The organism is Prevotella sp. (assembly GCF_036570325.1).
Lineage (GTDB): Bacteria > Bacteroidota > Bacteroidia > Bacteroidales > Bacteroidaceae > Prevotella.
Map to the genome: position 1 here is coordinate 1 of NZ_DATCYK010000014.1, position 14559 is coordinate 14559.

General features: G+C 44.9%; 12 protein-coding genes and 1 tRNA gene. 7 read left to right on the top strand and 6 right to left on the bottom strand.

Features of this window, described 5'->3' with window-relative positions:
• Positions 1 to 2: 2 nt before the first annotated feature.
• Positions 3 to 84, bottom strand: a tRNA-Leu gene (locus VIR50_RS00920).
• A gap of 233 nt (positions 85 to 317) precedes the next feature.
• Between VIR50_RS00920 and VIR50_RS00925 the strand changes: the two genes are divergently transcribed.
• Positions 318 to 1412 carry a mannose-1-phosphate guanylyltransferase gene (locus VIR50_RS00925; RefSeq protein ID WP_331933269.1) on the top strand — a complete coding sequence of 365 codons (1095 nt, stop codon included), beginning with the start codon at positions 318 to 320 and terminating at the stop codon, positions 1410 to 1412.
• 267 nt (positions 1413 to 1679) lie between these two features.
• Here VIR50_RS00925 and VIR50_RS00930 read toward each other — a convergent pair whose 3' ends face one another.
• Both VIR50_RS00930 and greA read right to left on the bottom strand, forming a co-directional pair.
• Positions 1680 to 2081 carry an HIT family protein gene (locus VIR50_RS00930; protein WP_331933270.1) on the bottom strand — a complete coding sequence of 134 codons (402 nt, stop codon included), beginning with the start codon at positions 2079 to 2081 and terminating at the stop codon, positions 1680 to 1682.
• A 10-nt stretch (positions 2082 to 2091) separates the two neighbouring features.
• Positions 2092 to 2559: a transcription elongation factor GreA gene (greA, locus tag VIR50_RS00935; protein ID WP_331933271.1), complete on the bottom strand. Its 468-nt coding sequence runs from the start codon at positions 2557 to 2559 to the stop codon at positions 2092 to 2094.
• A 384-nt stretch (positions 2560 to 2943) separates the two neighbouring features.
• Between greA and ribD the strand changes: the two genes are divergently transcribed.
• The 3 genes from ribD (at position 2944) to VIR50_RS00950 (ending at position 5158) form a co-directional block, all read left to right on the top strand.
• Positions 2944 to 3942, top strand: a complete 999-nt coding sequence (ribD, locus tag VIR50_RS00940; RefSeq protein WP_331933272.1) for a bifunctional diaminohydroxyphosphoribosylaminopyrimidine deaminase/5-amino-6-(5-phosphoribosylamino)uracil reductase RibD — start codon at positions 2944 to 2946, stop codon at positions 3940 to 3942.
• A gap of 30 nt (positions 3943 to 3972) precedes the next feature.
• Positions 3973 to 4662 (top strand): hypothetical protein, encoded by a 690-nt coding sequence (locus VIR50_RS00945; protein ID WP_331933273.1) that lies wholly within the window; start codon positions 3973 to 3975, stop codon positions 4660 to 4662.
• Between the two features lie 64 nt (positions 4663 to 4726).
• A complete protein-coding gene (locus VIR50_RS00950; RefSeq protein ID WP_331933274.1) occupies positions 4727 to 5158 on the top strand; it encodes a contact-dependent growth inhibition system immunity protein in 432 nt (143 codons plus the stop codon).
• 319 nt (positions 5159 to 5477) lie between these two features.
• Here VIR50_RS00950 and VIR50_RS00955 read toward each other — a convergent pair whose 3' ends face one another.
• Positions 5478 to 7814, bottom strand: a complete 2337-nt coding sequence (locus VIR50_RS00955; RefSeq protein ID WP_331933275.1) for a TonB-dependent receptor — start codon at positions 7812 to 7814, stop codon at positions 5478 to 5480.
• Positions 7815 to 8460: 646 nt separating this feature from the next.
• On the opposite strand from VIR50_RS00955, the gene VIR50_RS00960 reads away from it, so the two are divergent.
• Positions 8461 to 8967: a hypothetical protein gene (locus tag VIR50_RS00960; protein ID WP_331933276.1), complete on the top strand. Its 507-nt coding sequence runs from the start codon at positions 8461 to 8463 to the stop codon at positions 8965 to 8967.
• 105 nt (positions 8968 to 9072) lie between these two features.
• Here VIR50_RS00960 and VIR50_RS00965 read toward each other — a convergent pair whose 3' ends face one another.
• On the bottom strand, positions 9073 to 9666 hold the full coding sequence (locus VIR50_RS00965; RefSeq protein WP_331933277.1) for a hypothetical protein: 594 nt from the start codon (positions 9664 to 9666) through the stop codon (positions 9073 to 9075).
• A gap of 94 nt (positions 9667 to 9760) precedes the next feature.
• Complete coding sequence (locus VIR50_RS00970) at positions 9761 to 10588, bottom strand: GIY-YIG nuclease family protein (RefSeq protein ID WP_331933278.1); 828 nt, start codon at positions 10586 to 10588, stop codon at positions 9761 to 9763.
• 498 nt (positions 10589 to 11086) lie between these two features.
• Here VIR50_RS00970 and VIR50_RS00975 point away from each other — a divergent pair, with 498 nt between their 5' ends.
• Both VIR50_RS00975 and VIR50_RS00980 read left to right on the top strand, forming a co-directional pair.
• Positions 11087 to 11929 (top strand): ROK family protein, encoded by an 843-nt coding sequence (locus VIR50_RS00975; protein ID WP_331933279.1) that lies wholly within the window; start codon positions 11087 to 11089, stop codon positions 11927 to 11929.
• Between the two features lie 77 nt (positions 11930 to 12006).
• Entirely contained in the window at positions 12007 to 14541 is a 2535-nt protein-coding gene (locus VIR50_RS00980) for a glycoside hydrolase family 2 protein (RefSeq protein ID WP_331933280.1), read from the top strand.
• Positions 14542 to 14559: the final 18 nt, after the last annotated feature.

Genomic DNA, 14559 nt, shown 5'->3' on the forward strand with positions numbered 1-14559 from the left:
AGTACCCAGACCCGGGATCGAACCGGGATGGATTGCTCCACTGGTGTTTGAGACCAGCGCGTCTACCGATTCCGCCATCTGGGCATGGCGTCTTTCTTTGAAGACGGGTGCAAAGGTAAGGCTTTTTTCTGAATTAACAAATCTTTTTTCTCTTTTTTTATCCAATTCATTCAAACTTCCTATAATTTTTACTAATCACTTTGGTGTATCAGGATTATTACATAAATTAGTAGCAAATATAAGCGAAAAGCGCATGATGAAGCAAATTGAAAATACATGCGGCGAGTAGCGTTATCATAAAATCTAAGGCCCAATATATGGAATTCATCCTCGAAAACAATTACTGCGTCATCCTTGCAGGTGGCAAAGGGCGCAGGCTTTGGCCATGTAGTAGAGAATCACGTCCCAAACAATTCATAGATTTTTTCGGAACCGGAAGGACACAATTACAGCAAACATTCGACCGTTTCCGTAAAATTCTGCCACAAGAAAACATCTTTATCAATACCAACGCCGCGTACGAAGCCTTGGTAAAGGAGCAATTGCCGGAAGTGGCGGCCGACCATATCATGGCCGAACCTATCTACCGCAGCACGGCTCCCAGCGTGGCATGGGCCCTTCATCGAATTTCCTTGCTCAATCCAAAGGCCAATATCATCGTCAGTCCATCGGATCAGGCTATTTTCAATGAGCCTGCCTTCAAGCAGAATATCATGGAAGGTTTGAAGTTCGTGAGCGAAGATGATTGTATCTTGGCGTTAGGTGTCAAACCAACACGGCCCGAACCGGGCTACGGCTACATACAAACGGGCGACCATACACCATCGAACGATGTCTATAAGGTGCAGTCTTTTACCGAGAAACCCGAACGGGAATTTGCCCGAATGTTTATGGAAAGTGACGAGTTCTTATGGAACACGGGGCTTTTTCTTGGCAATATTCGCAGTATGAGCACTTGTCTGAATGATGTGCTTCCGCCTGTATTGCGTGCGCTGGACCAAAGTCATGACCGTGTTTCCATGGCGGAAGAGAACGCGTTTATCCAAGAGCATTTCCCTTCTTACCCCAACATTTCTCTCGATTATGGACTGTTGGAAAAGCCCGAGCGTACATGTGTCATGAAATGCGACTTCGGTTGGGCAGACTTGGGCACATGGCACAGTCTGTTTGAAGCCATGCAGCGCAGTGACGAAGATAATGTTATCATTAATTCCGATGTGATTATTGACAACGCACGAAATAATATTGTCAAGCTGCCTGAAGGCAAATTAGGGGTTATCAATGGGCTTGATGGCTACATCATCGCCGAAGAGGACAACGTGCTCCTTATCTGTAAAAAGGAAGATTCCTCGTCGCTTGTCAGGAAATACGTCAACGAGGTACAGATGAAACGGGGCGAGGATTTTATCTAAAAGCCTACTGTCCCACTTTTATAGCGGGCACGCTACCGTAGCGTTGTTATACTTTTCAAAAGTAGCAAGCTCATCGCCATAATCCACCTTATACAGCAAACGGAGATACAATCTAAAAGATGTATCTCCGTTTGTTATGTTTTTATTTTCTAAAAAGACAGTCTGTTTTTCTTTTCAATCAATCTGTTTTGTCTTCACGATTAAGCAAAAATTTCTTTCCAATCAATCTGTTTTGTCTTTCAAAAGGCCTATTTGGCTATTCAAAGGTTAATCTAAGGCCTGAAAGGCAGCAAATATTTTAGCGGCAATGTCCTGCTGTTCCTCGCTGCTTACCTCCACATGGCGCTTGAAGTCGACATCAGCTTCGCTGTTCATTGGAAGCAAATGAATATGAGCATGGGGCACTTCCAGTCCCAATACTACCTGAGCCACTTTTTTGCAAGGCAACACCTGCTTCACAGCCCGGGCCACTTTCTTGGCGAATACCTCAAACTCGGCCAAATCGGCGTCGTCCATATCGAAGATATAATCAACCTCCTTGCGGGGAATCACCAGCGTATGTCCCTTTGTAACGGGGTTAATATCCAAGAAAGCATAGAACTTTTCGCTCTCCGCGCATTTGTAACTGGGAATCTCACCAGCGGCAATTTTACTGAATATCGTACTCATAATATTGACCTTATTCTATGGTTATCTTGTCGATACGCAACTTAATCGTACCACGGGGAATCTTTATTTCGGCCTCGTCGCCCACCTTCTTATTGAGCAATCCTTGGGCGATAGGCGTAGTAATCGCAATCTTGCCTTCCTTCAGGTTGGCCTCGCTCTCGCTCACGATGGTATAAGTCATTTTGGCTTTAGTGGCCATATTGGTCATCTGCACCGTCGACATAATCTGTACGGCGTCAGTGCTGAGCCTTGACATATCCACGATTTTAGCTTCGGCAATGGCCATTTTAATTTGATTGATTTTATCTTCAAGATGGGCCTGAGCCTCCTTTGCTGCGTCGTATTCAGAGTTTTCACTTAAGTCTCCCTTGTCTCGAGCCTCAGCGATAGCGGCTGATGCCTTGGGGCGCTCTACAGATTCGAGCTGTTTGAGTTGGGCTACGAGTTTGTCGTAACCTTCTTGTGACATGTAAGCCATAATTCTTTGTTTAAGTTTCTTAATGTTTTCCTTGTGGATAATAAAATAAAGAATTCCGACAGCTTACGAGTTGTCGGAATTCCATATCCTTATCATCTTTGTTTTTAATGCTTTTGCAAAGGTAGGTATTATATTTGAACAAACCAAGTTTTTAATAATTATTTATGTTCCCATGGCTAATTATGAGTAATTCTTAAAATCGTAAGTTAATTATTGAAATAGCCATGGTTTTATTTGCGATCGTGGCATGTTTACAAGCGCTCAGCCCATGTTTTTTCACTCGTTCGCGTGATATTTTTGCGCAATTGTGGTATGTTTATCACTCAATTGTAGTATATTTATCACTCGTTTGCGAACCCTTTATTATTTTGTAAGTTCAAAACCATGCCAATAGATATTTATGAGGGCCATGCCCAAACCCAACTCCAACTGCACGAAACCTACATGCGGCGCTGCCTGCAACTGGCCCGCAACGGCCTGCGCAATGCCAAACCCAATCCCATGGTGGGCGCTGTTATCGTGGCACGGGATGGCCGTATCATCGGCGAGGGCTACCATGTACGCTGTGGCGAGGGCCATGCCGAGGTCAACGCCTTTGCCTCTGTAAGGCCCGAAGACGAGCCGTTGCTTGCCGAAGCCACCATCTACGTCAGCCTTGAGCCTTGTTCCCACTATGGCAAAACGCCCCCTTGCGCCGACCTTATTATAAAGAAAGGCGTGCGCCGCTGCGTCTGCGGTTGCGTCGATCCTTTCTCCCGGGTCCAAGGTCGTGGCATTGAGAAGCTGCGTCAAGCCGGCGTTGAGGTCATCGTGGGCGTGCTCCAAGAAGCGTGTTTGGCCATTAATCGCCGCTTCATCATCAGCAATACCCACGCCCGACCTTATATATTATTGAAGTGGGCACAAAGTTCCGACGGCTTCATCGCCACCTCCGGCGGCCCCATGGCGCTCTCCTCGTCATTCACTCAAATGCTGGTGCATAAGTTGCGAGCCGAAACCGACGCCATACTTATAGGCCGTTCCACGCTCGAAACCGACCATCCGCGGCTCAACGTGCGACAATGGTCAGGTCCTACGCCCGAGCGTATCGTCTTGAGTCACCACGCCGATGGCATACCCGCCGACTTTCTGCGGTTCGACAGCATAGAAGCCGTTATCCAACATCTGGCCGACAATAAGAAGCAAAGCCTCATAGTAGAAGGTGGAACCAACGTTTTACAACAGTTTATCGACCTTGGTCTATGGGACGAGATACGCGTAGAGACGGCTCCCATTACCCTTTCCCAAGGCATTCCTGCTCCAAAACTTCCCTCCAACGCCCGCCTCGAAAGTCGGCAATACGTTGATAACCGTTGCATAGCCTGCTACGGTAAGGGCGTTTAATGCCATCAAGCCATTTCTCATCCGTTGGTTATGAAGAAACTATTCGCAGATTATCTTCGGCTTTATTCCGAGTTTCCTAAAGGACAATATCTTACCAAATTGCAAAAGAAACAGCGGAAAGAAGCGCTCAATATGTATGGTGTCCATGTATATAATGAGGAAATTTATATTGACGATTTGGTGGATTTTATCATTAAGTATGGTGATTCGGTAGACATGTCACTATCCTTTATGAGGCAGATAGCGCCCGTCTTGAAGCATGATATTGCGAGCGGTGGGACCGTAGCTTTGAAATATTTGCTGATAGCTTCGGCACCCTATAAGGCACTATATTATAACTTCACGGACTTTTGTTGGGAGACTTTTGGTGATGAACATGATTTATTAGAGCTTTTGATAGAGCGGGAAAGCGATTATCTTCCTGCTTTTGAAGTAAAGTTTTGGCACATGGAGCATGCGATAAACTTCACGTTACATGAGTTGCCGTATTGTGTTTTACTCGATAAAGACGCCATACCAAGCGCCTTGAAGCGCTTGGACGAATTTAAGGAAGTGAGCCTTAAACTGGGTAAAGATACCGATTTCCTGAATACTTTTGTAAAAGAAGCACGGCATTATTATATAATGTGGCAAGATTTCTTGGAAAATCGACATCTATATGATACTTTCTCGCAGTATCTAAGTAGCCATGGCGAAGATTTCGGGCTTATGATCCTTTAAGCCAAGTTATGCCTTTGGCTTTTGATTTTCTTGTAATTTGATGTTTCATAGCTAATAAAACAAGATGGAAAATAATCACAAAACGCTTTCCCAATTGCTCAATGAGCCATGGCAAGGGGAGGTTCCTACCAAGGCCGATTCTTATGTTTTGCGCAGTATGTATAGGCTTTATGGTACGCAAATCGGTAAATTTACGGTTGAAGACTTGCGTTTTATCATAGGTCAAGGCATGCTGCCGGAAGTTTTTATTCCCATGGCCATGGAAGTTTTGGCCAAGAATATATTGGCCGACGGCGACTTTTACGAAGGTGATTTGCTGAGTTCGGTATTGAATATAAAAGAAAGTTATTGGGAAAACCATGCGAAAGAATTAAGCCGATTCATTGATATATTACTACGGAACCAAAGCGTTATGGACGCTTTCGATGGTCCTCGTGAGTTGGTGAGGGCTTATGATGCGTTTTTAACCAAGTGGGGTGACAGCGCTAAAGCGTAACGGACTGTCGGTCGGCGTTAGCCTTTTCATGAAGTAGCGGAAAGGTTTGTTGATATGTTTTTCAACGTTCAGCCGTTTAATAAAGGTTTATTTTCTTTTATATCGTACCGCATAAAAGCCCTGCTATCCTTACTCAAACAATCTGATACGTGCCAATCTCCTTCCATATCGTGCCATACGGAGGAGGAAAACGATAGGGAATCATCCCTCGAATTGTCAATATTTAATCACGAAAAACATCGCGTTAAAAATCTTCATTTAGCGTGGCGAGAAGTGTGGAAAGGGACCTTTGGCCTTAAATTTTCTTGTAACTTCATGTTTAATAGCTAATGTCAATATTCCGGTCAATACCGTCATTGTGTAAAGAACGTTTTGTTTTGTGTTGTTTTTTACCAAAATTTAAGTGGTAATTTACGCCTAACAATATTTGATTGGCATTGTCCCGGATATATTGGCTGTACTTTTCAGGGTGAATGTCGGATATAATGATGTTCTCATAAGTGCTGCCTCGCTTTGTCAACATGTTAACTCCTGTGAGTGAAAAGTTCCAATTTTTATATTTATATTGCACCTTGATAGTGTTCCATCGGTCGTCTGTACGATATGAATTGCCTAATAAATGATAGTCAGGTTTTATTTGGTATCGGGCGGTTATGAGCCAATTATCAAACGATAACGCCCCGTTTAAGGAAGCGTATAGCCTATTTTTGACATAACTTTGGTTTGTGGTGGTGATATGAAAGTTACTCCATCCTACGTTTCCCCAAACAGTGACAAAGCCAAACAAGTCTTGTGTGGCCAAGTTGAGCTCTATATTAAGCTGTTGATTGTGGCATCCGTTGACGGGACTGCTTATAAACATGTCGTAGTATGGGCTTGACGCATTGCTGATATAGCTATAAGCATAATAAATGGGTCTGTCGGTCCTACTGTAAGAAGCCCATAAAGAACCCGAAAAACGTTTATTTGTATATTGTATATAGGCTCTGTTCCTTATATAAGTAGATGGTTTTAAGTTGGGATTTCCTTGTCTTAAAGTTATGTCATCCACTCGTTGTACCAAGGCAGACTGCTGTGATACCGAGGGCAGCGATGGTTCAAACATGAGCAGATAGTTCAGTGTTAGGCGCTTTGAAAGTGGATAATTAACTGTGAAATTCGATTTTAGACTTATTGCGTCTGTCTTATACGAATCGTTGTTGGCGTGGTTATAAATGCCGATGGCGCTGAAACCATAGCTCAATCGTTTGATTTTTCCCTGAAGTTTGCCATACAATGATAATCTGTTTTGGTTGATATTACCCTTGGATAAAACGGTGTTTTCAGTCTGTATGTTGTCGGTTTGGTTATAGAAATCTTGAATCCCCATATTGACAACAAGGCTTTTAAAGGTTTTGGAATACATAACATCCGCGCCTATGCGCCATGATTTGTCATTTGTTAATGACTGTACGGAGTCATTGCTCAATGGGTTTTGATATATATTAATGTATTGGCGGGTATAATCACTTGCTGAATATCGACCATAAATATTGGCTTCTATATATTGTGATTTATTAATTTGCTTCCTGAAAAACAAATCTATGTTAGGTGAGCTGAACTGCAAATCCTTGTGTGTAAGATTGTCATATTGAAATTGACGGTCCATGTATCGCTGCATGTTCCATGAGTTCTCATCCACCTTCTGATTCTCAAGTCCCACGCCAATCTTGGCCGCGAACACCGTATTAGGGTTGGGCAGGTAGCTGTAGCTCATAGATATGATATTGCTCCAATAACGGAAGTCACCGGGTATTCCGTGTCTTTCTCTTGTTATGGGAGCCTTGCGTCCGATGAAATCACTGGCAGAATTTATCTCTCTTTTATCGTAGTTTCTCCAATTAGTGTTGTAAGTCAAATCCCATTCTGATTTATTTTGGTAATATCCTATGCCGATATTGCCATTAAGAAACTTCGTGTTCGTGGAGGTAAGTACATCGGCTATGACCAATCCGCCATCACCTCTCGGAGTTAAAACGACATTGATTATCCTACGATTTTCATATCTTACATCGGGATTGTCATGGTATTCTATTCGCAAGATACGTTGAGGATCTAAGGCTAAAAAGTGATTTATATCGCTCGGTTTTCCATTAATCTTGAACACGGGGGTGGCATTCTCCACCATTACAGTTTGCAAAGACTCGTTCACCTGCAGCCCCGGCATTTTATATTGTAGGCCATTCAATAGCGCTAAACCATTGGTTGCCAGCTCTAATTCCTTTCTTGTTGGAATAATGATGTATCTATCGGGCTTTTGGATGACGCTTTGGGCTGTCACAACTACTTCATTTAAATTTATTTCCTTAGCCTTAAGTGTTATGTTACCCAAGTCAATAAATTCACCGGAAGTACCCGATATGTTGATATAGACTGTAGCATAATTCTCTTTAGATATTTCGATAGCCAGTGTCGATTCGTTGATATGAGCAGATGAGAACTTGCCTGATGGGTCTGTTTCAAGCCCGATGATCACTTTGCGCATACTATTACGACCTATAACCACGGCTTTTCTTATAGGGCTACCTTGCTCGTCTGTCACAGTTCCTTTTATCACATACGCATGCAAATGGATTGATAGTAATAACATAAACTGAAGTAAAATAACTTTTTTCATGTGAGTATGTCTTGGTGATATGTAACAAATATACGTTGGTAGGTAGGCTTTTGTGACATTAAAAACATTTATTTTTTGATATAGTGTTGTTTTTGGAATATATTAACATTTGTTGTTGATAGTTCAATACGTGCCAATCTCCTTCCATATCGTGCCATGCGGGGGAAGAAACCGGTAGAGAATTATCCCTCGAATTGTCAATATTTACTCACGAAAAACATTGCGTTAAAAATCTTCATTTAGCGTGGCGAGAAGTGCGGAAAGGGGCTTTTGAATCCTCACGGAGGGGTGGGGAGAGGGTTGCCCACTGCGTTTGTTGTCTTAAAAGCAGGCCTTTCGTATGGTTGGTGGGGCATATTCTTGAGCCGAAAGGGCACCGTGGCAAGGTGAGAACCACGCTTTGGTGATGTCAAAGCAGTGCTTTGATGAGGTGAGAGCTATGCTTTGATGGGGTGGGAGTGGCACTTTGACGAGCCGGAAAGGTCATTATAAACGTATGGGTCGTGGTAAACGATTGATTATCAGTGGGTCGTATAACGGATGGTTTCCTGCCGTTTTTCCCGATAAAAAGCCTTTCGGTGGAGAATAAGGTCGGTTTTTGAAGGCTGTTTGTAAAATAAATTCATGGCCGAAACGTTATCGTTTTATGGATTGGTTAAGGAAAATAAAAGACCATTTGGCCTATCGCCGATGGTTGAGAACGACTTATGCGCCCCATAAGAAATACGCCGATATTTACAAAGTAAAGGGCGAGTATCACTTCGTAGCTTTGCACCAAACCGAAATAGGGGTGTATATGGAGGATGATCATGCCGAAATTAGCCCCGTGAGCATGACCACTGAATCGTTCGTTTCCTGCGTCCTGACGGCGTTACAACGTTCAAAGGCCGGCTCGTATGCCGGCTTTCAATACGACAAGGAGCGGTTTCTGAAGAAGCACAAAGCTCGGTCGTACACCGCGTTTTATACCCATGCGGTGAGTCTAAATATTGCGTTCGATACGCTTACAAGTATCGCCAAAGTATCGTTATCAAGGCATATTCCTTCGCAAGGGCAAGGACTTTCGCCCGTGGAGGGTGCTGTCAGAGAGTTTAAAATTACGACTTCGGAGGATTGGGGGCAAATAAAGCCATATTTTGATGCGCTATGTTGAGCTGGCGTTTTGCGGATTTTACCTCATGATAAAGTAAAAAACATGGTTGTAGATGCGGTGTGTTTGGCGGCTGAAAGCCCGTGGTTTGATAAGGAAGCTGCGTAATCATGGTAGCGTTCGGCCGCAACTCCTGATGATTAATTGGGCTACGATAAAGCGAAACCTGTCATCATAGTCGTCCGCACGCCAATCAAGGTGATATTGTTTGTCGATAAACTCTCTGTACCTCCACCTTATGTCTGTCAAAGAACCCCGTGATAAGAACAAGGCATCGTAGCCGTCGCGTTCCAAGTGGCTTTCCGATTCGGGATTGAGTTTGACTCGTGGGCTTGTCTTTTCGTAGATCCCGTTGCTTGCCAACGCCTCTTTTCTTATCCGTTTGCCCTTTCGTACCATGTTTATATATACGTAGTCGTAGGTTGCTGTCACCCTCAGGCTTTCCTTGGGGCCGAGCCATGGTCGGTAGTCTGAGCTGTCAATGGCGTCTTGGTAGGCTCTCTCGGTGACCACATACAGCCAACATAGCGAGTCCGACGCATGTATTTTTTCCACTTTTTTTAGCTCTATTTGCTTTCCGTAGCGCTCTTGGAGCGTCTTTATCAATTGCTGTTTGGCTTCCTGCTCAAGGTTTTTTGCGCAAGAAGGAAGCAAAAATAAACTCGCGCAAGCTATCGTCAGTAAAGTAAATATCTTCTTCATTTTCGGTTCAGCGATTATCATTTATTTTATGATTGATAGTCTTTTATTTTATGAGTAAGGTGTCATGGCGTGGGAGAAGCTACGATGGCAGGTGTTATTCCAGCGGCTTTCGGTATATGGAATCCAAGGTGTTGCCGTCCTTGTCTTTCCAAGTTATCCAGCCGTTGTTGCTGCTTCCTATGCAGAAATCGGCCGCCGTGCTGGGGCTGCTGAATGTTATGTCGGTGTTAAGCCTTAGCTTTTCGTTCGTAAGATGGGTGTATTCCTTTAGCATTCTCTCACGTTTTTCTTTCCAAGAAAAGGAGGGTACCGATGTCGCCACGACTGTGCTGCCTTTTAGTAGCGTAAATCCTTTGCTGTCATAAAATCCTTTGGCGTCGCAACCCCGCCCCTTGGTAAAGAATAGGTGCTCCTCTTTAGGCTTGATGATGTCAAAGATGTTATACCCAACGAATGAGCAGAGAAACTTCACATCCTCGAAAAACTCGTCCATATCGTCCTTTCTGTATTCGGGCAGATTGGGCGCTTTGGGTGTTTGCTTGTTCTCGTTCAGCACGAAGGAGTTGGCCGCTTTGGCCTCCGCTATGGCCCTATGTTCCAAGTATTGCACGTCGGCTTTGGTCATGGCGGCGTCCTTCGATATAAAGAGCAAGGCTTTCTGCCAAAACGTTTTGTTGCTGTCGTGGTCTCTGACACGCTCCCTGAAGTTCTCCGTTTCGCCTATGTATGCCTTGGGTTTGGTCGTTTCGTCCTCGCCAAGCAGTATGTAGAGTGCGGGCGTTTGTAGCTCATGGCGCTCATTAAGGATAGAAAGGTTGGAGCGAGGAATCACGTACATCTGGCATATTTTGTTGCTTATGAAAACATACTGCGTTCCTTTCGGATCCCCATCGATTAAATAGGTCGTTACCGTCTTGCCCATACTAAAATATAATATTCAGATAATTTATGAATAGGTTATATGCTTGCAACGCAAAGTTATTGGCTGTTGTTTGCGTCGTAAAGTTACCCTTTTTTCTGCAAACTCGGTGTGTTTTGAAGTGTAAAAGGCCCTATTTGGCCTAAAAATGCCTTTTCGTATCGTTGGTTTTGGCTTTGTCCTGCCGGTGCGAGGGGGCGGGATGAGGCCTCGGTCAGCCCCGTGAGTAAGCGAAAAGTCAGGCGGCGATAAAATCAGCCGTGGCATGTTTGCGGGTGAGTGCTCATGTTCATTGTCGTGTGAAAAAGCATTTGGCGGGTAGATATGAAACAGTATCTTTTACGGAAAAAGACGATAAAAGTGCGTAAAATTAGTTTTTACGATAAAAGAAAAGCACTAATTTTACCCACGAAAAACTACAACAGACTTAAAACAATACGCTATGGAAGAAATGAAAAACGTGTGTACTAACGATAAGTCGAACCTAAAAACACGCATCTTATGTATATAGGAGTAGACATGGGAGGCACTAATATACGTGCGGCTTTGGTCAATGAGCATGGTATTGTGAAGAAAGTTTCCATGCTTTGTCCCGCCCGCTCATCCAAGGAGGAGGTGATGGAGGCGTTAGCCGGTTTGATTTCACAAGTCTTTACCAAGGAAGTGGAAGGCGTAGGGGTCGGGGTTCCCTCGGTGGTCGATAGAGAAGCGGGCGTCGTGTACGACGTGGCCAACATACGGTCGTGGGACAGAGTGGAGCTGGCCCCGTATCTGTCGAGCCGTTTTCATGTTCCTATATATTTGAACAATGACGCGAATTGCTTTGCTTTAGGTGTGTCTCATTGGGGTGAGGGCAAGGCTTATAGGAACTTCCTTGGCGTTACTTTGGGTACGGGAGTAGGCGCCGGCATTATTATTAATGGTAAGTTGTATAACGGTCGTAACACTTGTGCCGGGGAAATAGGCAACCTTCCTTTTGACACGGATAACTTTGAGGAGAAATGCAGCGGCTCTTTCTTTCAGCACGCAGCCGGAAAGAGCGGGAAGGATTTGGAGGCTTTGGCAAGACAAGGCGACACGCCTACCATGGAGGTATGGGGCCGATTTGGTCGTAACATAGGTTGTTTGGTTAAGGCCATCACGCTTACTTATGATCCGGAAGCCGTGTTTTTTGGCGGAAGTATAGCGAAAGCGTTTGATCTTTTTGCGCCCTCTATGCGGCGGGAACTGGCCGATTTCCCTTATCCCACGGTCATCAGGCGGTTGGTCATCGGCTGTTCCCAATTGCCTGACGCGGCGTTACTGGGCGCGGCTTCTTTGTGTGTGGATGAGCGGAAGGGCTGACCCGAAGTCGGGATGACATCGTGATGAGAGCGTCATAAGATAATAAGTATAATACCAATTTTAAATGATTACCTGACATGAAGAAACATATTTTGCTTACATTGTGGGCTTTGCTGATGGCCGTGCCATGTGCCCTTGCACGTGACATCGTTCTTACCGATGGTTGGATATTACAAGGTAAATATCCGGCAACGGTTCCTTCTACGGTTATGGGCTGTCTGATGGCCAATGGTGAGTACGCCGGTATATTGGAAGGAATGAGGTATAAGGCAGTCAATCGTACTCGTTTTGACGTTCCGTGGTGGTATCGTACGGAATTCAAGTTGGAGGATAAAGATTTGCAAGGCCATGTTTGGCTTTGTTTGGATGGTATTAGCTATAGGGCCAACGTGTGGCTCAATGGGCGGAAAGTTGCCGATAAAGACAGTCTGTTTGGAGCTTATCGCCGGTTTCAGATTAATATAACCGATGTCGTTAAGGAGGTAAATCGGTTGGAAATTGAGGTCTTCAGGGCAAGGAAGGCCGAACCCAATGCCGGATATGTGGACTGGAACCCGCGTCCTGCCGATGAAAGTATGGGCATCTTTCGGCCGGTGACGATACATACTTGTGGCGATGTGTTGTTAGACAATGTGTTTGTGGCCAGCCATGTCAATAAGGTTACCTTGAAAGAGGCCTCCCTTACCGTAACCGCTCATTTGAAAAATATGAGTCAACGGCCGAGAACGGTAAAGTTAGCGGGCCGCTATGAGGGCCGAACTTTTCAAGCCTCATTCCATCTTGCGCCTCATGAATCGCGGTCGGTCAGCTTGGACGCGGCTGCCATTCCTGAACTGAGAGTGGAGAATCCCCGTTTGTGGTGGTGCCGAAACATGGGGAAAGCGGAGTTATATACGATGGACTTAACGGCGAATGTTGATGGTGTCGTGTCTGATTGGCGCAGCGTTACTTTCGGTATTCGTGAGATAGGAGATTATTATACGGCCGATGGTTATAGGGGCTTTACCCTCAATGGCCGAAAAGTTTTGATACGTGGTGGCGGTTGGACGGACGACATCTTCATGCGTGATACCTACGAATCGAATAAAACTCAGGTGGAATATGTTTGCGACATGAACCTTAACGCGATTCGGATGGAAAACATTTGGGGCACCACGCAGGACATTTTTGAGCTTTGTGATAGGCATGGAATCCTTTTGTTGCCGGGCTGGTCATGCCAATGGGAGTGGGAAGTATATATCGGTAAGCACTGCGATGACTTGTACGGGAGTGCCCTTACGCCGGCTGAACGCAAGTTGATGGCTCGGTATTTCCATGATCAGGTGTTGTGGCTTCGCAATCATCCCAGTATTATTTGTTGGTTTGTGGGGAGCGATAAATTGCCTCGGCCCGAATTGGAGCAGGAATATAGGGAGTTGTTGTGGAACATCGACCCCACCCGTCCTTTGATTACGTCGGCCAAGAAGTTGGAAAGTACGGTTTCGGGTTCTGCCGGAATGAAGATGGTTGGCCCCTATAATTACGTGGGTCCCGGCTATTGGTATGATTCAAAAGCCCCCGGTGGTCATGTCGGTTTCAATACCGAGACGGGTATTGGGGCTCAATTACCCCAAAAAGAGTCGTTGGTTCGTTTGCTGGGTGGTAAGGTGTGGCCCGTTGATTCGGTATGGAATTACCATTGTACGGCCTCCGACACTTCCATGGGAAACCTAACTTTGTTGCAAGAAGTGTTAGCTGCCCGCTATGGAAAGATTACGGGTTTTGAGGATTTTGTTAGGAAAGGAGAGCTGGCCAATTATGAAAGTACACGGGCGATGTTTGAGTCTTTCAGGGTGAATATTCCTCATTCTACGGGTATTATTCAGTGGATGCTCAATAGTGCTCGGCCCGGTGTGTACTGGCAGTTGTACGATCATTACATGGTTCCTACCTCCGCTTACTATTCTGTGCGCAAAGGTTGTTCGCCGTTACAGCTGATTTATGATTATGGTTGTAATCGTGTAAAGCTCGTGAACGAGACTTTGGCGGGAAAGGAGCTTGTGGTCAAAATGCGGCTTTATGATATGTGGGGCAATCAGATAGCCGATTCACAAGAAGCGGTGATGGCGGCTGCTTTTGCCGTTAAGGACGTTTTCAATATTCCTTCTGAGCAAGGTTGTCGTTTCCTATTCCTCTCCCTTTATGATACGGATGGCCAAAAGGTGGCTGAGAATGAGTATGTGCTTGCTCCAAAATGGGATGGCTATGCGTGGGATAAGTCTGATTGGATAACGACTCCTATCGATCAATATGCGGATTTCACTTCTTTAGAGAAATTGCCTTTGGCCAAATGTGCGGTGAAAGTGGCGAAGAAGAAAGATGGTAAGGGCGCTGTTTTGGAGATAACCCTTTCCAATTCGTCTCAAACAGTTGCGTTCTTTACCCGGTTGGTGATGAAAGATGGGAAGGATAAAGTGGTGGTTCCGGCTTTTTACAGTGATAATTTCTTTTCCATACCTCCCGGGGATAAGCGAGTGATAACTTGCCATATTCCCGATGCACAGCGCATGGGTAAGGGGACTACGCTGGCTGTTGAGGGGTGGAATATGAGGGAAGTTCGTGTTCGATTGTAAGATTTGAGAAAGTAAAAC